This window comes from Bacilliculturomica massiliensis (assembly GCF_900605495.1).
GTDB lineage: Bacteria > Bacillota > Clostridia > Peptostreptococcales > Anaerovoracaceae > Bacilliculturomica > Bacilliculturomica massiliensis.
Genome location: NZ_LR027598.1, coordinates 141,144 through 161,964, shown reverse-complemented (window position 1 = coordinate 161,964; position 20,821 = coordinate 141,144). Strand labels below are relative to the sequence as shown.

Sequence of the window (20,821 nt, the reverse complement as noted above, 5' to 3'; positions counted from 1 at the left end):
CTCCCTTACCGTGCGTCCCGATGCCTGCCGCGCGCTCTCGACTCGCAGAAGGCCATGATCATCAAGGCGACCGAAGCCGCAAGGCAGATCCCTCCCACCAGCACCCAGGCGCTCCGGATGCTTCCATAGATGAGATAATAGCCGAAAGCCGTGGGTCCAAAGGCTTTGCCCACGCCGCGGCTGAATTCATAAAGGGACTGGAAGCGGGCCCTGTGCGTCTCCGGGGAGTGCTCCGCTATGTAGACGCCGGAACCTGTGGAAATGAGGATCTCCCCCGAGGTCCACACCGCCACCAGCGCGATGAAGGCAGGCAGACTTCTGGCCAGGGCATATCCGCCGAAACCCACCATATAGAGCAGCCCCGCCAGCGCGATGCTCAGCAGTTGATTTCTCCGCTTGGTGAGCGAGACGAGAAACGGCGTGGCCACCACGCACACGACACCGTTGGCCGCGGAGATCATGCCGAAGTAGCGGGAACCCAGCTCCTCGCCGAAAATATCTCCTACCTGCAGAGGCAGCAGGAAATCGATCTGAATATAGCAGATGGAAAGCACCGCCAGACAGATCACAAAGCAGGTCAGCAGCGGCGAGCGCAGGACCAGCCGAAACAGCCCCGCCTCCCCGGCCTTCAGCGGCCCTTCAGGCCCCGCGTCCCCGGCTTTCTCCTGCTCTTCCGGCGCCCTTGACACGGCCTGGGTTCCCGGTCCTCCCGGCGCCGAGTCGTGGATGAAAAACGCCGCCATCACCGCCGTGGCGCCGAAGCTCACGGCCTGCCCCCAGAAGATCCAGGGCGTGTGATCGTAGAACAGAAATCCCGCGATAAACGGCCCCACGGAAAACCCGATATTCGTGCTGAGGTACATGAGGGAAAAGCACTCGGACCGGTTGGACGGTTCCGACCAGTCTGTGATCATTGCGGCGACGGCCGGCATGGTCATGCTCACGCAAAAGTACACGATGATCACGCAGGGGATCACAGCCAGACTTTCGCACACCAGTCCCCCTGCGATCAGCGTGGCCACGCCCAGCAGGAGGGACCACTGATATACCCGCTTTCTTCCCAGACGGTCCGACAGCCTGCCGCTGAGCAGAGAGCCGCCGATATTGGCCCCGGCGATGAGCAGCATCACCTGGCCGATCTGCAGCTCGCTGAATCCCAGCCTGGACTTCAGCAGCATGGCCAGAAACGGATAGATGAACATGCCCATGCAGGTGATGACGCGGACCACGCAGAGCAGGTAGATCTGCCCCGGCAGTCCGGCGTATTGTTTAATCGCGTTCAATAGGTCTCACCATCTTCTCCGGTATCACCGCCGCGTCGAACTGCTCCTCCGTCAGAAGTCCCAGCTTTACCGCAGCTTCTTTCAGCGTAGTGCCTTCTTTATGCGCCGTTTTCGCCACTTTCGCCGCATTTTCGTAACCGATATGGGGATTCAGCGCCGTCACCAGCATCAGGGATTTTTTCAGATTTTCGTCGATCTTCTCCCTGTCTGGCCGGATCCCGGAAGCGCAGTGCACGTCGAAAGACCGCAGAGCGTCCGCCAGCAGTCCGGCGGATTCCAGGAAAGCGTGGATCAGCACCGGCATGTACACGTTGAGCTGGAAATTTCCCTGGGAGGCCGCGATCCCCACCGTCACGTCGTTTCCCATGACCTGGGCGCAGACCATAGTCAAAGCCTCGCACTGGGTGGGGTTCACTTTTCCCGGCATGATGGAGCTTCCCGGTTCGTTTTCCGGTATCAGGATCTCCCCGATTCCGCAGCGGGGTCCGCTGGCCAGCCAGCGCACATCGTTGGCGATCTTCATCAGGTCCGCCGCCAGCGCCTTCATGGCTCCGTGGGCGTGGACCAGCGCGTCCTTGCTGGTCAGCGCGTGGAACTTATTGGGGGAGGTAACGAAGTCCAGCCCCGTCAGCCGGCAGATCTCAGCCGCCGCCGCGGCTGCAAAATCCGGGTGAGCATTTAATCCCGTCCCCACGGCAGTCCCCCCCAGAGCCAGCTCCCGAACGCCTGCCAGAGAATCGGCAAGCATGGTCCGGCAGCGCTCCAGCATGTAGGCCCAGGCGCTGATCTCCTGCCCGAGGGTCAGCGGCGTGGCGTCCTGCAGATGCGTCCTCCCCGTCTTTATGACGTCCCGATTCTCCTCCGCCAGTCTCCTGAACGTGTCCTCCAGCTGCCGGACAGCCGGGATCAGTTTCGTCTCCACCGCGGTGAGCGCCGCGATGTGCATGGCCGTGGGAAACGTGTCGTTGGAGCTCTGAGAACGATTCACATGGTCGTTGGGATGCAGAAGTTTTTCGCCCAGTATCTCATTGCCCCGGTTGGCGATGACCTCGTTGGCGTTCATATTGGACTGCGTTCCGCTTCCCGTCTGGTAGATCACCAGCGGGAACTGATCGTCCAGTCTGCCCGCGGTGATCTCGTCGCAGGCCGCCGCGATGGCCGCCGCCCGTTTCCCGTCGATCATCCCAAGTTTTTCATTGGCCAGCGCCGCCGCTTTCTTCAGCACTCCGAAAGCGTGAACGATCTCCAGCGGCATTTTCTGCGTTCCGATCCTGAAGTTCTCAAAACTTCTCTGCGTCTGCGCGCCCCAGTACTTATCCGCCGGAACTTTCACTTCCCCCATGGTATCGTGTTCGATTCTGTATTCCATCTCGTCCTCCCTATTTCCGGTTCAGACCCAGCCGCACCGCCTCAGCCGCCACGGCCGCCGCCACAGATTCCACAACGGCGGGATTGAACGCGTCGGGCAGCACGTAGTCCGCCGTCAGCTCGTCGTCTTTGATCACAGAAGCGATCGCTCTGGCAGCCGCTTCCTTCATGGAATCCGTGATCGCGCGGGAACGCACGGAGAGCACGCCTTTGAATATCCCCGGGAACGCCAGCACGTTGTTTACCTGATTGGGGAAATCGCTGCGGCCCGTTCCCACCACCGCCGCTCCGGCCTCTCTGGCCAGATCAGGCATGATCTCCGGCGTGGGATTGGACATGGCGAAGAAGATGGGATCCTCCGCCATGGAGCGGACCATGTCCTGAGATACGATACCCGGCTTGCTGACGCCGATAAAGACGTCCGCCCCCTTCATGGCGTCGGCCAGGCTGCCGGCCAGTTTTCCTTTATTGGTGATCTGCGCCATCTCCTGCTGCGCCTCGTTGATGTACGGCGCGCCGTCGTAGACCGTGCCCTTGCTGCCGCACAGAATGATGTCCCCGAAGCCCATCTGCAGAAACAGCCGAGCGATGGAGATGCCCGCGGCACCCGCGCCGCTGATGACGATCTTCAGTTCTCCCATCTTCTTGCCCGTCAGCTTCACCGCGTTCAGCAGACCGGCCGAGGTTATGATGGCCGTGCCGTGCTGATCGTCGTGAAACACCGGAATATCGCAGCGCTTGATCAGTTCTCTTTCGATCTCAAAACAGCGCGGCGCGGAAATATCCTCCAGATTGATGCCGCCGAAGCTCTTGGATATATTCACCACAGTGTCGATGATGACGTTCGGGTCCTTGGAGTCGATGCAGATGGGAAAGGCGTCGATCCCCGCAAAGCGTTTGAACAGCGCGCACTTTCCTTCCATGACTGGCATGCCCGCAGAGGGCCCGATGTCGCCCAGTCCCAGGACCGCCGTCCCGTCGGTGATGACCGCCACCAGGTTCCCTTTTCTTGTATAATCATAGGCCAGGCTCTCATCCTTTGCGATCTCCAGACAGGGCTCCGCCACTCCCGGCGTATAAGCCACCGCCAATTCTTCTCTCGTATTGATGGGGGCCCGGGTAATAATTTCGATCTTGCCCTCCCACTCCAAATGTTTCCTGAGTGCCTCTGTCTTCTCCGCCATGTTTCTCTTCCTCCGTTTCCGTGTGGTTCCATGCCATCCTCCGCCGCCGCAAGTCCGGTTTTTCCCCCTTCGGACCTTTCTGCAGCTGAATTTTTCCGGCTTCCGTCATTTACAGCTTATATCTTACCATAATCAGCAGCGCGCTGCGCTTTTTTTTCACGGAAATATCGTCTGCGGATATTTCCGTATAGATCAAAAAGTCCGCCTTATAAACGCGGGCCCCGCAGCCCCGGCGCATATGGGTCTTCCAACTAAAACAAGACAGGCGGCAGGGGCTCTCCCCCGCCGCCCCATCTCAGGCCAGCCGGATCTTCGGCGCCTACAGCGCTTCGATCCACTCCTCTCCGACCCGGATCTGACGTCTCACCTCGTCAGGCGCCGTGCCTCCGAAAGATGTCCGGCCGTTGACGCAGCCTTCCATGGTCAGATCCGGCATGGAAGCTCTGGAAAGTCTGCCGTCCACCTCTTTCAGTTCTTCGTCCGTCAGATCTGCAAAATCTTTATTTCCGTGCTCGCAGGCCTTTACCATTTTCCCTACGATCTCGTGCGCTTCTCTGAAGGGGATCCCCATGGTAACGAAATGCTCCGCAATATCCGTGGCGTTCAGGAATCCTCTGGTCAGCGTCTGGGCGATGCGGTCCATGCGGAATTCCGTCTTTTCAAGCATTTTGGCAAAGATGCGCACGGAAGCCTTCCACGTGTCGATGGCGTCGAACAGTCCTTCCTTATCTTCCTGGAAATCCTTGTTGTAAGCCAGCGGGGTTCCTTTCATCACCGTGAGGATCTGGAACAGATGGCCGTAGACCCGGCCCACCTTGCCCCGGAGCAGTTCCGCCATATCCGGATTCTTCTTCTGAGGCATGATGGAGCTGCCCGTACAGAAGCTGTCGTCGATATCAATGTATCCGAATTCCTGAGAATTCCACCACACGAATTCCTCTGCAAAACGGCTGATGTGCATCATGGAAATGGAGGCGGCGCTGAGGAATTCGATAATGTAATCTCTGTCGCTGACGCTGTCCATGGCGTTCTCCGTGGGAGCTTTGAATCCCAGCAGTTCCGCCGTTCTGTGACGGTTGGTGGGCAGCGTGGTCCCCGCCAGCGCGCAGGCGCCCAGCGGGCAGTAATCCATTCTCTCATACGTGTCCTGCAGCCGCTCGATATCCCGCTTGAACATCTGGAAATAAGCCATCAGGTGGAATCCGATGGTGACGGGCTGCGCGTGCTGCATGTGGGTAAAACCGGAAACGATACTGTCCGCATATTTTTCCGCCTTCTCCAACAGCACTTTCTCCATGTAGGTCAGCACGTCGACGATCTGCAGGATCTCATCTTTCACATACAGTCTGGTATCCACGGCCACCTGATCGTTTCTGCTTCTCGCCGTGTGCAGCTTCTTTCCGGTCTCGCCCAGCTCGCCGATGAGCGTACCTTCCACCGCCATGTGGATATCCTCGTTTTTCACTGTAAACTCCAGCTCGCCCCTCTCGATCTGCCCCCTGATCTTCTCCAGACCGGCGATGATCCTGTCCTTCTCTTCGTCGCTGACGATACCCTGCTCCGCCAGCATGGTCACATGAGCGATGCTGCCCCGGATGTCGCAGGCGTAAAGCCTGGTGTCAAATCCGATGGACGCGTTGAACTTTTCAACGATCTCATCCATGCCTTTTTCAAAACGTCCGCTCCACAGATTAGCCATAATTTTTTCCTCCTGAATCACTTTTCCTTTTACGCTTATATATTATTATTTTTAGACTAGTATAACCTTCCATTGTCAGGGATACGCGCGCCCTAACGGCCCGCATGACTCGGCGCGGCGCGCCCCGGGGCCCTTTATCCCGGTAACCACCGGTTCGTTAAAGGACCAGGCCCCCGCACAGGCCCGCCTCGTCACAAACCCGCTTCGTCACAGTCCCGCCCCATCCCCGCCTGGAGCCGGCTTCGGCTCCCCTTTATTTCTCTTATTCCTCGATCTTCGTGACGAACCGGCACCTGCCGTCGCCTCTGGTCAGGATCTCCGGCTGCCACACCACGATATTTTCATTGTAGGCCGTCCAGAATGCGTTGTGCACTTCCTCGCAGTACATGACGCCGTACCGCAGCATGCCCTTGTCACGCCAGCGCTGGAAATGATTGCAGGTCTCCACATTGCAGATATCCTGCACCGGCGTAAAGACTTCCTTATCCTCGTGGTAGCCTTCCACCGAAGGAATATCGTAATAATCCATGAGGTTGAACAGATTCCGTTCCAGCCCCTCTTCCTCATGCATCATCCGCAGCCTCCTGCCCCGAAACATCCCGAAATCCCTGATGCCGCGGCGCACGATCTGTTCTCCCTCCGCGCCGGCTTTTTCCATGACTTCAGCCGCGATGAATCCGTACATGGTGTCGTAGAGATCTTTGACCGCCGCGGCGTACTCCTTTCCCCGATCCAGGCTCCGCCCGGAAAACGCGCCGCCGCTGGCCCCGGGTCCCTCTATGAGAAGGCGGATCTGACCCTCTGCCAGACTGATCTGCGCGCCGGTGATTCTGATCTCAGCAGAAAAGGCCGCCGCCAGCGCCGGAAAAACGGTGCGGATATACAGCTCTATGCATTCATCCTTCCCGTATTTTTTCATATTCTCCAGCCTTGGCGAATCCTCCACCACCAGCTGAAAGCGGCCCTGTTCCTCCTCTTCCCGCAGCCGGTACACGCCCCGGATGATGAAATCAAAGCAGCGCACCAGTTCCGGGACCGTCTTCTCCAGCCCGTTTTTCTCAAATAAAGCCACCAGCTCTTTTCCCCGGTCACGCCCGAAGGCGGTCAGGGCGGCGGCGAGCCAGGTCCGGCCCTCCTCCCCGCAGGTCAGCCACACTCGTCTGGACAGCGCGGCGTAAAACATGTCGAAGAACAGCTCGGTTATCTCTTCCCGGCTCTTTCCCTCATAAAATTTCTCTTTCAGCTTATCATCCATATGCAGGTACCTTTCCGTCCTCCCCATTCCGTTCATTGAATCGTTAAGACGCCAATATAATAAAGCAATTATCGTGCCAGATATTCCTCGTCCGCGGGATCTTTTCTCGTCTCACGGCCATGAACGCTCTGTTTCAACGGTTCTCTTCCATCCGCTCCACTCTGCAGACCCGGTTTCCTCCCGCAGAGGGCTCCTGTTCCCACTGCGCTCCGCCCATACCCGTCAAAATTAAAAGGATTAATTGGTTAATATTCAACCAATTAATCCTTTTATCCTTTCCAACAGTTCTTGACCTTCCGGGGTGATCCTGCTGCCGCCTCTCCCTCTTGCAGACCGGATGAATCCCCATTGATCCAGCTTGTGAAGGGCGCCGCGGATCTCCGCCTCGCTGTAAAAAAGTCCCCTCTCTTCCGCCGCCTTTTCCACGGAATTCCTCCCCGCCCGTTTTCTGAGACGATAGGCCTGATCCAGCATCTCCAAAACGAAACCGTAGAGCTCGATATTTTCCCCCTCGCGCAGCAGAAATCGCTCCGGCAGTTCCGTCCGGACCGCCCCCGCCGCCCGTATCCCGGAAACTCCTGGCGCCTGGAGAGCCCCTGCGGCCCCCGCCGCTTCCGGGACCCATTTGACCGGCGGCGCCGCTGCTCCCGGCGCTTCCGTCTCTCCAAACGATTTCCACGCTTTCGGCGCGGCGGTCCTTTCAGCGGCCGCCTCCCCTCCGTTCCTTCCCCCGGACGTCTCAGCGGCCCAGCGCCGGATCAGCTCCGGCAGATCTTCCGCCCCGATGCGGTTTTTCTCCAGACTGACCATGTACTCCACGGCGTTTCGCAGCTCCCGCACATTTCCCCTCCAGGGATATGCGCGCAGCACTTCCCGCGCCTCATCCGAAAAGGACAGGCGGCAGCCCAGGCATTCCATAAACCAGTCCGTCAGCTCTTCCACGTCCTCACGCCGCTCCCGCAGAGGCGGCACCCGGACGGGCAGCACGCTGAGACGGTAATACAGGTCTTCCCTGAACGTTCCCGCTTCCGTCATGGCGTAGAGATCCCTGTTGGTAGCAGCAATGATCCGCACGTCCACATCCACCGCCTTGTGTGAACCGATCTTTATCACTTTTCGTTCTTCAATGACCCGCAACAGTTTGGACTGCAGCACCAGCGGCAGCTCGGCGATCTCGTCCAGAAAGATGGTTCCCCGATGGGCCAGTTCAAAATAACCCGTCTTGCCTCCTTTTTTCGCTCCCGTGAACGCCCCCTCCTCGTAGCCGAACATCTCGCTTTCCAGAAGGTTTTCCGGTATCGCGGCGCAGTTGACCGCCACGAAATTATATTTGGCCCGCCTGGATCCATTGTGGATGCTCTGGGCAAAGACCTCCTTTCCGGTACCGCTCTCCCCCGTGATCAGCACGGAAGAATCAGATTTTGCCATTCGTCTGGCCGCGGTGACCGTCTCCCCCAGGGCCGCGCTGCTTCCCTTGATATCGGCGAAACGGTACCGCGCCTGATGCTTCTCCCCGCTGATCCTAGCGCGGATCCCATGCTGCTTGTCCTCCATCTCATCAAAGCTGTCCACCGTGACCACGAACCCGCTCCGCATCCCGCCCGCATCCGCCTCCGTGGCGGTGACCACCAGCGTCTGGCCGGCGGCCCTCACCACCTGTTCTCTGTCGCAGTGCTCCTTTGTGAGATAGACTCCCGGCAGCACGTCCGAGATATCGAATCCCTGAAGTTCATCCACGCGGGCCCTCAGCAGCGCCGCCGCCTTGCCGTTGCACAGCACGATGCCCCCCGCCGGATCTGTGATGAAGATCCCCTGCTTCATCACGCGGATCAGACCGTCGATCCGTCCCGCCAGATTCAGATTCTCTCCCAGGATCCCCTCGATGCCTTCATTTCTGAAATACAGACTTTTCCGGCTGCGGAATACTTCCGATCCGCGGAACGCTTCCCCCACTCCCAGCCGGTCGGCGATGCCGATCACACAGTTCAGATCCACAGACCGCTGGCCGATGTTGATGACCCGCGGGATATCCTTTGGCACAAACTGCATCTCGTCCGCCGTGATCGCCAGACCTACGCTGCGGTCATACTCTCCCTCTCCGAAATAAGGGATCAGCTCCAACCCGCGAAACCCTACGCTGTACAGATTCGTGATCACCTGTATGCAGGTCCTGTAATCCAGATTGACAAGCAGCGCCCGGGTACCTGCGGGCAGCTCCCACAGCTTCTCCACGTTTTCTCTGGTCAGCGTCAGGTTCAGGATCACCATCTCGGAACTCTCCTTCACCTTGCTTTTCACACTCTGAAACAGCGTGTAGGCGGAAACCGCCACATATTCTTCCTCGAAACACTCCAGTTCTTCCGCCTCGCTGACGGAATAGGCCCGCAGCTCCGCATAAGCGCCCAGAAAACCCGCCAGGTTTTCCATGAGATACCGCGCGTATTTTTTCTCCCCCGCCACAACAGCGATCCGCTTCATGGGTCATCCTCCCGCCCAAGTTCTTTTCGTCTCCCGTCTCCCGCCGGCGTGCATCCCTGCCAGCTGGAGGTAATGACAGTATCATACCACAAACGGCGGCTTTGCGAAACCTCGCTTTCGCCTTCCGGCAGCGGCTTTTCTCTGACCATCGAAAACCTTCATGGCAGCCGGATGCGTGACTGCCCTCCCCGGGACCTGCGTCCGGCGCGCGACTCCCCCCGCGATCCCGGCTGCCGCCCTCAACACGCCTAAAACAAAAAGATACAGAACCTAAAAAAGCTGCGGTCTTCCTCTTTCTCGATGAAAGACAGGAAAAACCGCAGCTTAACCGCTATCTGAACCGGGCCTGCGCGCCGGTCTGTACTTTCCGGGCCGCAGATCCGCATATTCACCCCGCAGGCCCGCATATTCACTCCGCGGGTCCGGCATGTCCCGCCGTTCATACACCGCGGCGGCTCAGCGGGCGGGGCCTGATCCAAGACCGGCCCTGTACGGCTTTGGTCCGCCGGCCTTTACCAGTGAAACTCCTTTGTCTCCTGAATGAACGCTTTTGCCGCGGCGATCTGGCGATCCACTTCCTCCGGCGCCGTGCCGCCGTAACTCTTTCTGTTCTCGATGCAGGCCTGCACGCTGAACCGGGACAGGTCTTCGATCTTCACCGGGAATTCCAATTCGTCCAGATCTTCTGCCGTCAGATCCTCGAAGACCTTGCCGTTCTTCTCGCAGTATTTCACCATATTTCCCACGATCTCATGCGCGTCGCGGAAGGGGATATCGCAGCAGACCAGATATTCCGCCACGTCTGTGGCCGTGATGAATCCTTTTTTCAGCTGTTCCGTCAATACGTCTTCTCTGAATTTCAGATTTTCCAGCATGCGGGCGAAAATATGCACGGTCCGGTCCAGCGTATGGATGCTGTCGAAAAGCGCTTCTTTATCTTCCTGATAATCTTTGTTCAGCGTCAGGAATGTGCCTTTCAGCAGGGTCATCAGCGTGGTCAGATTGCCGATGGCTCTGGCTCCCTTGCCCCGCACCAGCTCCGCGATGTCAGGGTTTTTCTTCTGAGGCATGATGGAACTGCCCGTGCAGAAACTGTCGTCAATGTCGATAAAACTGAATTCCTGTGAATTGAAGACCACGATCTCCTCTGCAAATCCAGAGAGATGGCTCATGCACAGCGCGGCGCCAAACAGGTATTCCGCTATAAAGTCCCGGTCGCCCACCGAATCCAGTGCGTTTTCCGTGGGAGCCGCAAACCCCAGCAGACGGGTGGTCTCCATGCGGTCGGTGGGCAGGGTGGTCCCCGCCAGCGCGCAGGCTCCCAGCGGGTTCAGATTCAGTCTGTCGTAGGAGGACAGAAACCGCTGAACGTCCCGCTTCAGGCCCTGGAAATGCGCCATGTAGTAAAATCCCACCGTGATGGGCTGCGCGTGCTGCAGATGGGTAAATCCCGGCATGATCACGTTCTTTTCCCCCTCGGCCTTTTTCACCAGTACCTCCAGCAGATCGGTGAGATACTCCACAGTGCGCCGGGTAGCGTCTTTGAGAAACAGCTTTTCGTCCACCACGTTCTGATCGTTTCTGCTCCTGGCTGTGTGGAGCTTTTTTCCCACGTCGCCGATCTCCGCGATGAGATTTTTCTCCACGGTCATCATAATATCCTCGTCCAGAATATCGAACTGGATCTCGCCCCGCTCCAGCTTGCCGCAGACGGTCTGAAGCCCTCTGACGATCTCGTCCTTTTCCTCCGGCCGGATGATCCCCTGCTTCGCCAGCATGGTCACATGAGCGATGCTGGCCTGAATGCTGTGTCTGTATAAAATATTGTCAAAACTGATAGACTCGTTGTAATCGGCCGTATAGTGGTCCATCTGTTTGTCGAACCGGCCTCCCCAAAGATTTTGTTTCATGTTCTGCACCCCCATATTCAGCTGCCGCCGTTTCAATCGTTCTCCGAAATCACGTCATATATCAGATCAGACCGCCCCGTTCCGGCGCGTCCTGCAGTATTCCTCCATTTCGCTTCCCGTGGCGAACCACACATCGCCCGCCGCCTGGATATGATCCAGCAGTTCTTCAAAGATGCCGATGCGCCCGGGATTTCCGATGGTCTGCGGATCCACCTGCAGCACGTAGCAAAGGCCGTATTCGTGATAACCGTCGAATTCATCCTTCCAGTTCTGCAGTACCCCGGTATAATTGGCGATCCGCCCCTGTCCCGCCGGGAAAGCCGGCGCATAGTTGAAGGCAAAATAGGGCAGGTCGTACATGGCCCAGTGGATAGGGATCTCCAGCAGCGTTCCGTCTCCGCCCAGATCTTTGTAATAGGGCCGATCGTCGTCGCTCAGGTTGCTGGAATACGTCAGGCCGGCAGCTCTGGCCGCCCGCAGGGTGTCCAGGGTCAGCTCCCCCTCCGGCGACCGGAATCCCCGGGGTTCGACGCCGCAGCAGCTTCTGATGGCGTCCACGCTCTTTTTCATCGCTTCGCTCTGTTCCGTGGGGGTGAGCAGAGCCATATTTTCGTGGGCATACCCCAGCGCCGCGATCTCGTGTCCCTGCTCTTTTACCAGAGCCAGCTTCTCCGGATACATCTCCGCCACCCGGCCCGGTGTAAAGAACGTGGCTTTCAGGCCTCTGGCCGCCAGCGCGTCCAGCACCCGCTCCAGACCTCTGTGCATGCCGTACTGGCCCATGGAAAGGGTCTTGGGCATATTGATGCTCTTCGGCTCCAGCTGAAGCCAAAACAACTCTGCGTTGAGATTTACCGTGATCATGGCCGCGCATTTTTTCTCCTGGGGCCACACTGTTTTTTCTCTGTACATTTCCGTATCCTCCCCTCAATAATTCTTCCGAAACCACTGCGCCACGTGCTCGCCGGTGGTCACCCAGACGTCCTCGCGGGAGGTGATATTTTTCAGCAGATGGTCCAGAATGCGGATGCGTCCCGGACTTCCGATCACTTGCGGATGGAACATGAAGGAGATACATAGCCCGAAGCGGTGACAGCCCTCAAACTCGCGCATAAAATTATCCTGCACATTTCTGTAGCAGGAGATCCTGTCCTGCCCGGCCGGCTCCGCCGGGTACATATTGTAAGCCATCTCCACGTAGTCGTCCAGCTCCCATTTGGTGGGGATCTCGATGAAATCCGTGGCCCTTCCGTCGATGACCGTGCGATAGGGCCGGTCGTCGCCTCTCATGGAACTGGAATAGGAAAATCCATGGTCGCAGAGCAGCCTGGGCGTCTCCGGGCTCCAGTCGCCGGACGGCGTGCGGAATGCAGTAGCCCTTTTGCCCAGAAGTTTTTCAAAGATATCCTGGGTCTTGTCGATGATCTCGATCTGTTCTTCCACGGTCTTCGTCACAAAACGCTCGTGGGCATAACCGTGATGTCCCACCTCGTGGCCCGCGGCCGCGATCTTTTTCACCACCTCCGGGTACCGTTCCGCAGTCAGTCCCGGCACGAAGAAGGTGGCTGTCACGCCGTACTCCTCCAACTTATCGAGGATCATATCCACAGCCCGCTTGGGGCCGTATTGTCCCACAGACAGGGACTTGATGTATTTCTCTCCGTTGGGCATGCCCCTGTTTCCGTTTTCCCAGGTGGTATCGCCGTCCAGATCAAAAGTAAACATGGCCGCGCTTTTATATCCGTTGGGCCATTTCAGCTCGTTCATTTCATTCGCCTCCAGTCAGGTCTGCGGCGGCCGGCCCGCTCCCCTCCCGGGAATACCTGCCGGCCGCCGTTTGTTTCACTATCTTGATCAGCCTAATTTTTCGATCCTGTCTCTCTCTTCCGCGGTCCACACATCGCTTTCCAGCCCGATATCGGAAGCCACAAACCGCCTTCCGTCGCTGTGTTCATACTGCTTCAGCGCCTTGAAAGCGTATTTCGCTCCCACCAGGATGATCGGCGCGTTGGCGAACACCAGCGCGATGTTGATCAGGTCCGTTATATACCAGATCCCGTCCAGCTCCAGGCCCGCCAGTACAAACAGGGTGCCGATGGGAACGAAGATGAAGACGCCGATAATACGGACCGCATTCACAAAGGTCTTTCCCTTGGAGATCCGGGTGCCCGCGATCACCGCGAAGGAGACCAGGCCCAGTATGGATGTAAAAGCAAACAGCGCGTAGCAGATACAGACGATGACCGCCAGCGTATTGTCCAGCGCCGTGCCCGGAATGAGCTCCTTCAGCGATTCCAGGAACAGATCGATCTTGGACGCCTGCAGCACATCCCAGTTAGCCGTGCTTGCGTTCCACAGCTTGGCGGCGCCTACCACGAATCCGGACAGCGTACAGATGATGATGGTGTCCAGAAAAACGCCCAGGGACTGAATGAAGCCCTGCTCGCAGGGATGATCCGCATCGGATACCGCAGCGGACATGGTGATCGTACCCTGGCCTGCCTCGTTGGACAGCAGCCCTCTCTTGATCCCCTGAGACAACGCTACGCCAAAGGCCCCGCCGAAAACGGCTTCCGGCTTGAACGCGCCCGCGAAAACAGAAATGATGAAGCCCGGGAACTGCGCGATGTTGATGAGCAGTACGCCGATGATGATAACGCCGTAGATGACGGCCATGACCGGTACCATGCGGTCCGTCACCGCCGTAACGCGCTTGATCCCTCCGAAGATGGACAGCGCCACGCCCACGATGAGCACGATGGCCAGCACGTAATATAGGGTGGACTGACGATCCGCCGGCGCTCCTGTCATGGTGGTGATCATAGTGCCGGTGGCGGTGAATACGTGGAAGGTCTGAGGCAGCAGGCTCAGCATGGCGTATACGGTGAAGGCGATGCTCAGAGCTGCTCCTACCCATTTTCTCTCGCCCATCAGCTTCTGGCCGTAGTAAGGCAGGCCGCCCACATATTCGTCTCCGTCTCTCTCTTTAAAAAGCTGGGACAGCGTGGATTCAATAAAGGAACTGGCCATGCCGAACAGCGCTGAGAGCCACATCCAGAACAGCGCTCCCGGTCCTCCGATGGAGATCGCGCCGGTGACGCCCACGATGTTTCCGGGGCCCACCCGCATAGCCGTGCTGAGCATGAAGGCGGCCAGCGGACTGACGCCCACGTCGCCCCTCTTTTTCTTTACGAGAACCTGCACACCTCTCTTGAAGAAGCGGAACTGTACGCCTCTGGTCCGGAAGGTAAAATAGACGCCCATTCCCATGAGAAGCAAAATAGCGAAGGGGAACTGACCCAAAATCGGAATGTTTGCATACCATTCAAAGTTTTGGGGGAACACCCAGAGCATATCGCTGACCGGCGCAATGTAGACAAAGATGCCGTCGACCCGCTCTAAAATTTGTGCCAATAATTCCATGATGATTCCTCACTTTCTTTCCGTGATCCTGTGGCCTGGATGATTGCAGATCGGTACCCTGCGGCGGCGGATTGCAGACCGCTTTCCTTCCGCCCGCATAATTATATAAAGCAAATACCGTGCCAAGGGCATTTCCGCCTTTTTTCGACATTTCCGCCCTGTTTTCATCCTTTCCGAAAAGAAAAAACGGCTTTATGGGGTTTTCATCGACCCACAAAGCCGCTTAGTTGTCTGTTAATTCTGTGAATGCGCAAGGCGTTTCCGCTTTGCAGAAGGGCCCGTTGGGAAACAAACGCCTGCGACGGATCCCTCGCACAGCTACCCCAGAAATCTCCGGATACCCCGGAGAAGCTCTTCGCCCTCCGCCGTGATCACGCTGCCGCTGCGGCCGCTTCCCGTGCGCACCAGACCGTATTCACCCAGGCGGGCCAGCCCTCTTCTGATCTCCGCTTCCGAGTAAAATACGCCCGTCTCCTCCGCCCGCCGCAGCAGATGCAATCTGCCCGGCCGCTGGCGTCTCCCCTTGGCCGCCAAAAGCTCCTCCAGCAAAAACCGGTACAATTCCAGACTCTTGCCCTCCCTGAGCAGAAATCTGCGCGTCAGCTCCCCTACCGATTCCTTTTCCTCCTCCGGAACCATCTGCGGAACTGTCCCCGCCGCGGCCGCCGCGGCGTCCCCCGCTCCTTTTTCCTGTGTCTGCGGGCCGTACGGCACTCCATGGGAGCTGGATACCGGCCGGTCTGAAATGCCGTCCGGATCCCCCTGCGCGGTCATTCCTTCGAAACGGGGCAGATCTTCCGGTGCGATCTCGACCTTTTCCAGGCTGCTCAGGTATTCCACCACGTTGCGCAGCTCCCGGATGTTTCCCCTCCAGTGATAGCGCTGCAGCGCTTCCCTTGCTTCGGGGGTGAACGTCATGGGACAGCCCTGCTGTTTCATAAAGTGCACCAGCAGTTCCTGCAGGTCGCCCTTCCTCTCCCGCAGCGGCGGGATCCTCAGCGGCAGCACGTTCAGACGGTAATAGAGATCCTCCCGGAACGTCCCCTCTTCCACCATTTTGTACAGGTTCCTGTTCGTCGCCGCGATAATGCGCACATCCACGCTGACTACTTTCTGGGAGCCGATCTTGATGATCTCCCGCTCCTCGATGACCCGCAGCAGTTTGGACTGCAGAAGCAGCGGAAGTTCAGCGATCTCATCTAAAAAGATCGTCCCTCTGTGCGCCAGCTCAAAGTAACCGATCTTCCCGCCTTTTCTGGCCCCGGTAAAGGATCCTTCCTCATAACCGAACATTTCGCTTTCCAGCAGATTTTCCGGTATGGCGGCGCAGTTGACCGCCACGAAATTGTAGCGCGCTCTGGCGGACTCATTGTGGATGCTCTGGGCAAAGACTTCCTTTCCCGTACCGCTCTCGCCCACGATCAGGATGGACGCGTCGGAGCGCGCCATGCGTCTGGCCGCAACGACGGCTTCCCGCAGCGCTCCGCTGCTCCCCCTGATGTCTTCAAAATGATAGCGGGCTACATGTTCCACCTTGCTGAGCTTGCTCCGCATGCCGTGCTGTTTTTCCTCGATCTCTTCAAAGTCGTCCAGCGTCACGATGTAGCCGTGGATCACGCCGTCGGTCTCGATGGCCGTCACTGCTGCGATGAGGTTTTCACCGTCCACGCAGATCAGCTCCTCCTTCTGCTCCATCAGCCACACATCGCTGCCCCGCCGCCTTCCCCTTCGAAGCTCCGGCAGGATCTCTCCGATATTGAAGCCTGTCAGCAGGCTGGAACGCCCCTGCAGCAATTTCTGAGCCTTTTCGTTGCATGTGTGGATATTCCCCACCACATCCGTCAGTACGATCCCCTGCTTCATCAATTTCAGCAGCGTATTGACCCGCTGCATCAGACTCTCGTTTTCGCCCAGCACCCGCTCGATGCCGTAATTGGAAAATATACCGGACTTTTTTGCCAGGATCCCTTCGTTGGCGGCGAAGACCTCCTGAACGCCCAGCGCCTCGGCGATGTGGTACAGACCGTTGAAATCCACTACGCTCTCACCGATGTCGATGACCCTCTGGACTCCCGGCGGCACCAGTCTCGCCTCGTTTGGCGTTATGGCAAGCCCGATGCCCCTGTCGTACTCCCGCTGCCCATAGTAAGGCACCAGTTCCAGATAGCTGAATCCCGCTCCGTAGAGATTGGTGATGGTCTGCACGCAGGCGCGGTAGTCGAAGTTCACCAGCAGCGCTCTCGTGCCCTTCGGCAGTTCATACAGTGGCCGGATCCCTTTCTTGTTCAGCGTCAGGCTCACGACGATCAGCTCAGAACCGCTGCGCATTTTTCGCTTGATGGCTTCAAAAATCGTAAAGGTGGTAATGACGACAAAATCCTCCCGGATAAAGTCCATGGCTCCGATCTCCTCCAGCGAGTAATACCGGAAGTCCGCATAACGGGACAGGTATTCCGACAGATTGCCGCAGAGAATTTCCGCGTATTCCATTTCCATTGCCACTACGGCGATCGTCTTCTTCATTCCCCATCCTCAACAATGCGCGCCGCTCTGGCAAACAGCGCCTCCATCTCCTCTGTCTTTCCTTCCAGAAACAGGTAGCCCGCCAGCGCCTCGAAGGCCGTAGCCCACTTGTATTCCACCGGGTCCGCATTTTTAGGCTTGGTAGCGCTCCTGTGATTTCTCGCCCGCTTCACCAGAGCCTGCTGTTCCGGCGGCAGTTCGTCAAAGACCGCTTTTATGATCTTTGCCTGCGCGCCGGCCCGCACGTAGCGCACCGCAGAGTGGTGCAGCCGGTCCGCGCGCACCTGGCCCGTATCGATGACCCTCTTTCTCACATAGACCTCATAGACGGAGTCTCCCAGATAGGCCAGCACCGTCGTATTCATCATCAGGGAGTTTGGCTTTTTCGTGGTGGATCCGCCGGTCATGGCCGGCCCGCCTGTCATGGCTACACCGCCGGTCACGGCCGGCCCGCCTGTCATAGCTGCGCCGCCGGTCATGGCCGGCCCGCCTGTCGTGGTTGTCCCGCTTGTCATTGCCGCACCACTGGTCATGGCTGCACCATCCGTCATGGCCGGCCCGCCTGTCCCCGATGCCGGCTGCCCGCCGCCTTCCTGTTGGCAACTTATTTCTTTTTTCATCTCTCGCTCCAATTCCAAAGCTTGTCTCTCCATCCTTCCGCCCCCGCCCCGCAGACGTTTCACTTGTCTTTTTTCCAGAGACGACAGGCAGAAGCAACTCTCCGCACCGAAGTGTATCCACGCATGGCAGCAGGTCTCCGGCGCGGCAGCGTTTCCACGCCCGAAAGCAGACCTCCGCCTGAAAGAAGTCTCCGGCGCGGCAGCATTCCCACGACCGGCAGCAGTGTCCCGCGCGGCAGCATTCCTACGCCCGAAAACAGGCCGCCGACCGGCAGCAGTCTCACCTAGAAGCGGTCGCTGTAGTTCAGCATACTCCGCAGCTTGCCGCCCTGCACCTTCGGCGGACCCGGGTGGTAAAACAAAATGGAGGCGCGGAAATCCTCTTCTCCGGTAGTCACTACGGCGTAGGACCCTTCGCCGCCTCCGCGGGGCCGCGTCAGGCTGCCTGGATTCAGCAGATAGATCCCTCCCGCATCCATAAAGCATGGCGCGTGGGTATGGCCAAACAGCGCCGCCCGGCATCCCAGTTCCTCCGCCCGGTAGAGCAGGTTCTGTGTGCCGAACTTTACATTTTCCATATGGCCGTGGGTCAGCAGCAGCTTTCCGTACTCCGTCTCCATGATCTCATATTCGTCGTCGGAATAAGCCCCGTCCATATTGCCCTTCACGGCGATGACCTGGGCGCCCAGCCGCGCCCGCAGCGCTCTGGCATCGCTGATGAGATCGCCCAGATGAACGATGCAGTCCACGGGTCCCTGTTCCTGCACCTGGCGGTACACTTCCATGGCCGGCTGCACCAGACCGTGGGTGTCGCTTAAAACCAAAATACGCAATGTGTCTCCTCCCTGTCTTTTCGTATAAATCGCGCCCATATCCTTGCAGCATAAAAAAGTTTCCTTCGGAACCTTGTTTGCGCTTATTGTTTCGTCAATATCCTTTCGCGATGTTTCCTTCGCAATGCAGATCGATCGTTGATCGAAAACATCAGAGGATCCATTTTTTCTTTTTGCCCTCTATTTACACCCCAAATAGAAAAAAACAGCGGATATAGCAGGCATTTCAATCGTTTATCTTGTCGATTTATGTCGCTTTTTTCTTTTTGAACGCAATTAGTAGTAAATAAGAAAAAATATCTTCCATATTTTTATAAAAAAGAACGTTCATTCCATTTCTTTTTCGTTTTTGAGCTCTTTTTCGCTGCAAAAAGAAAAAGTCCAGGAAACGATCCACATTTTTTCCTTTTGGGCCATCCGCAGCCGCTGGGTCTCCGCGGTCGCTGGGTCTCCACAGTCGCTGAGTCTCCCCGGTCGCTAGGCCGTCCGCGGCCTCCGGGCCATCCGCAGTAGCTGGGCCGTCCGCGGCCATTACCCCACCCATATTTCTGCTTTCAGGAGCTGTCCGGCCGCGCATCAGAATAGTTACTGGCATTGGTCCCCGTGCCGCCGTGCCTCCGTGGGCCGCCGTGCCGCCGTGTTTTTCAGTGTTTTTTGATACTGGAGTCATGAAGCTTCACAATATCATCTTCACAGAAATGAGGTTCCTTCGGAAATATGATTCGCGCTGAGGGCTCACGCGGAAATATGATTCGCGCTGAGGACTCACGCTTACTTTCCCCATATTTGCTGCATAATGCGCCGAGGACTCACGCTTACCTTCGCCACATTTCCAGCATAATAAAAAAGTTTCCTTTGGAAACATATTCGCCCTGCGGGCTCACTTTCACAAGGTGAATTTTTTTGAAACACACGGAAATATATGCGGACGATATTTCCTATGTTATTAAAAAGCGGGACGGCCCGTGACCGTCCTGCCGTTTTCATCAGTTCTTTGCCGGAAATCCCGGATCTGTGTAGTCGTCGGTGTCGGGAGGCAGCCCCTTATCCCGCAGGAATTTCTCCGCCATGTACTTTACAAAGTGGTAGAACACCGCGAAGGTGGGTACCCCCAGCACCATGCCGGGAAAGCCGAACAGTCCGCCGAACAGGAGGATAGCAAAGATGACCCAGAAGCTGGAGAGTCCCGTGGAATCTCCCAGGATCTTCGGTCCGATAATGTTCCCGTCCACCTGCTGCAGGATCAGAATAAACAAAATGAAATAGAGACACTGCATGGGACTGACCAGCAGGATCAGCACCGCCGACGGGATCGCCCCGATAAACGGGCCGAAGAAGGGAATGATATTCGTCACGCCCACGATCACGCTGATCAGCATGACATAGGGCATCCCCATGAGCCGCAGACACACAAAGCAGATAATGCCGATGATGAGCGAATCCAGCAGCTTTCCGTTGATGAAACCGCTGAACACCTTGTCCACAAACCGCACGGCTCGAAGGATCTTGCGGGCATAGCTGCCGGGAAGAAATGCAAAGCACAGTTTTCTGGACTGGGCGCAGAATTTTTCCTTGCTGTTGAGCACATAGACGCAGACGATGAGCCCCACCACCACGTCCAGCAGCGCCGTGAAAAAGCCGATGACCCCCAGAGAAACGTTGGTCACGATGGATGAGATCTGCGGGATCATTTCCGTCTCCGCCCAGGTCCCCAGCTTAGTCGTGATCTCCGTCACCACATTCATTACGGGTTTTTCCCACTCCGGATGGTCCTCGAACAGCCGGGAAAGCCACTCGCTGAAATGCTTCAGATTGTCCGGCATGCTGTCCACGATGCTGTAGATGGTGGTCAGCAGCTGGGGAAGGATCAGTTCCACAAGTGTAAAGATGACGATCAGCAGTAAAGCCAGCGTCATGACCGTGCTCACCGCCCGGGCAAACTTTTTGACGCCGGGCGGCACAGGCCCCGCCCCTTCCGGCACACTGACAAAACGCCTCTCAATGCGATTGTACACCGGGCGCAGAATATAACAGAGCACCAGCCCGTAAATGATCGGAGCGGCGATGCCCAGTATCATCCTGACGGTCTGAAACACCAGATCGAGCTTCAGCAGCAGGAAGAAAAACAAAATAGCGGCGCAGATCACACAGAGCGCCGTTATTCCCCAGTTGACGTACTTCGAATCCCATTTACCTTTCAGCATCTCATCCTCTTTTATTTATCAGCCATAACGCAGAAGCCGCT

15 protein-coding genes are annotated in these 20,821 nt (G+C 57.5%); all 15 read right to left on the bottom strand.

Annotation, left to right across the window (positions count from 1 at the left end):
- Positions 1–5: 5 nt before the first annotated feature.
- Positions 6–1,283, bottom strand: a complete 1,278-nt coding sequence (locus tag E0E37_RS02410) for an MFS transporter (RefSeq protein WP_130861381.1) — start codon at positions 1,281–1,283, stop codon at positions 6–8.
- Positions 1,270–2,652: a class II fumarate hydratase gene (gene fumC / locus E0E37_RS02405; RefSeq protein ID WP_130861380.1), complete on the bottom strand. Its 1,383-nt coding sequence runs from the start codon at positions 2,650–2,652 to the stop codon at positions 1,270–1,272. The genes E0E37_RS02410 and fumC overlap by 14 nt, the downstream gene beginning before the upstream one ends.
- A 10-nt stretch (positions 2,653–2,662) precedes the next feature.
- A complete protein-coding gene (locus E0E37_RS02400; RefSeq protein ID WP_130861379.1) occupies positions 2,663–3,835 on the bottom strand; it encodes an NAD(P)-dependent malic enzyme in 1,173 nt (390 codons plus the stop codon).
- Between the two features lie 319 nt (positions 3,836–4,154).
- Positions 4,155–5,534 carry an argininosuccinate lyase gene (gene argH / locus E0E37_RS02395; protein WP_130861378.1) on the bottom strand — a complete coding sequence of 460 codons (1,380 nt, stop codon included), beginning with the start codon at positions 5,532–5,534 and terminating at the stop codon, positions 4,155–4,157.
- A 262-nt stretch (positions 5,535–5,796) separates the two neighbouring features.
- Entirely contained in the window at positions 5,797–6,789 is a 993-nt protein-coding gene (locus E0E37_RS02390; RefSeq protein WP_165445163.1) for an L-2-amino-thiazoline-4-carboxylic acid hydrolase, read from the bottom strand.
- Positions 6,790–7,041: 252 nt separating this feature from the next.
- A complete protein-coding gene (locus E0E37_RS02385; protein WP_130861376.1) occupies positions 7,042–9,267 on the bottom strand; it encodes a sigma 54-interacting transcriptional regulator in 2,226 nt (741 codons plus the stop codon).
- A 512-nt stretch (positions 9,268–9,779) separates the two neighbouring features.
- Positions 9,780–11,177: an argininosuccinate lyase gene (argH, locus tag E0E37_RS02380; RefSeq protein ID WP_130861375.1), complete on the bottom strand. Its 1,398-nt coding sequence runs from the start codon at positions 11,175–11,177 to the stop codon at positions 9,780–9,782.
- A gap of 66 nt (positions 11,178–11,243) precedes the next feature.
- Positions 11,244–12,089: a polysaccharide deacetylase family protein gene (locus tag E0E37_RS02375; RefSeq protein ID WP_130861374.1), complete on the bottom strand. Its 846-nt coding sequence runs from the start codon at positions 12,087–12,089 to the stop codon at positions 11,244–11,246.
- Between the two features lie 15 nt (positions 12,090–12,104).
- Entirely contained in the window at positions 12,105–12,944 is an 840-nt protein-coding gene (locus E0E37_RS02370; protein WP_130861373.1) for a polysaccharide deacetylase family protein, read from the bottom strand.
- An 87-nt stretch (positions 12,945–13,031) separates the two neighbouring features.
- Positions 13,032–14,600, bottom strand: coding sequence for an alanine/glycine:cation symporter family protein (locus E0E37_RS02365; RefSeq protein ID WP_246019608.1), 1,569 nt, complete (start codon positions 14,598–14,600; stop codon positions 13,032–13,034).
- 318 nt (positions 14,601–14,918) lie between these two features.
- The gene (locus E0E37_RS02360) at positions 14,919–17,123 is read right to left on the bottom strand and encodes a sigma-54 interaction domain-containing protein (RefSeq protein ID WP_130861372.1); all 2,205 of its coding nucleotides are present in this window, start codon (positions 17,121–17,123) and stop codon (positions 14,919–14,921) included.
- Positions 17,120–17,674 (bottom strand): Mini-ribonuclease 3, encoded by a 555-nt coding sequence (locus E0E37_RS02355; RefSeq protein ID WP_207302908.1) that lies wholly within the window; start codon positions 17,672–17,674, stop codon positions 17,120–17,122. Before E0E37_RS02355 ends, E0E37_RS02360 begins: the two co-directional genes overlap by 4 nt.
- 353 nt (positions 17,675–18,027) lie before the next feature.
- Positions 18,028–18,576, bottom strand: coding sequence for a YfcE family phosphodiesterase (locus E0E37_RS02350; RefSeq protein WP_165445162.1), 549 nt, complete (start codon positions 18,574–18,576; stop codon positions 18,028–18,030).
- 247 nt (positions 18,577–18,823) lie between these two features.
- Positions 18,824–19,171, bottom strand: a complete 348-nt coding sequence (locus E0E37_RS02345; RefSeq protein ID WP_165445161.1) for a hypothetical protein — start codon at positions 19,169–19,171, stop codon at positions 18,824–18,826.
- Positions 19,172–19,562: 391 nt separating this feature from the next.
- Positions 19,563–20,780, bottom strand: a complete 1,218-nt coding sequence (locus E0E37_RS02340; RefSeq protein WP_130861369.1) for an AI-2E family transporter — start codon at positions 20,778–20,780, stop codon at positions 19,563–19,565.
- Between the last annotated feature and the right edge of the window lie 41 nt (positions 20,781–20,821).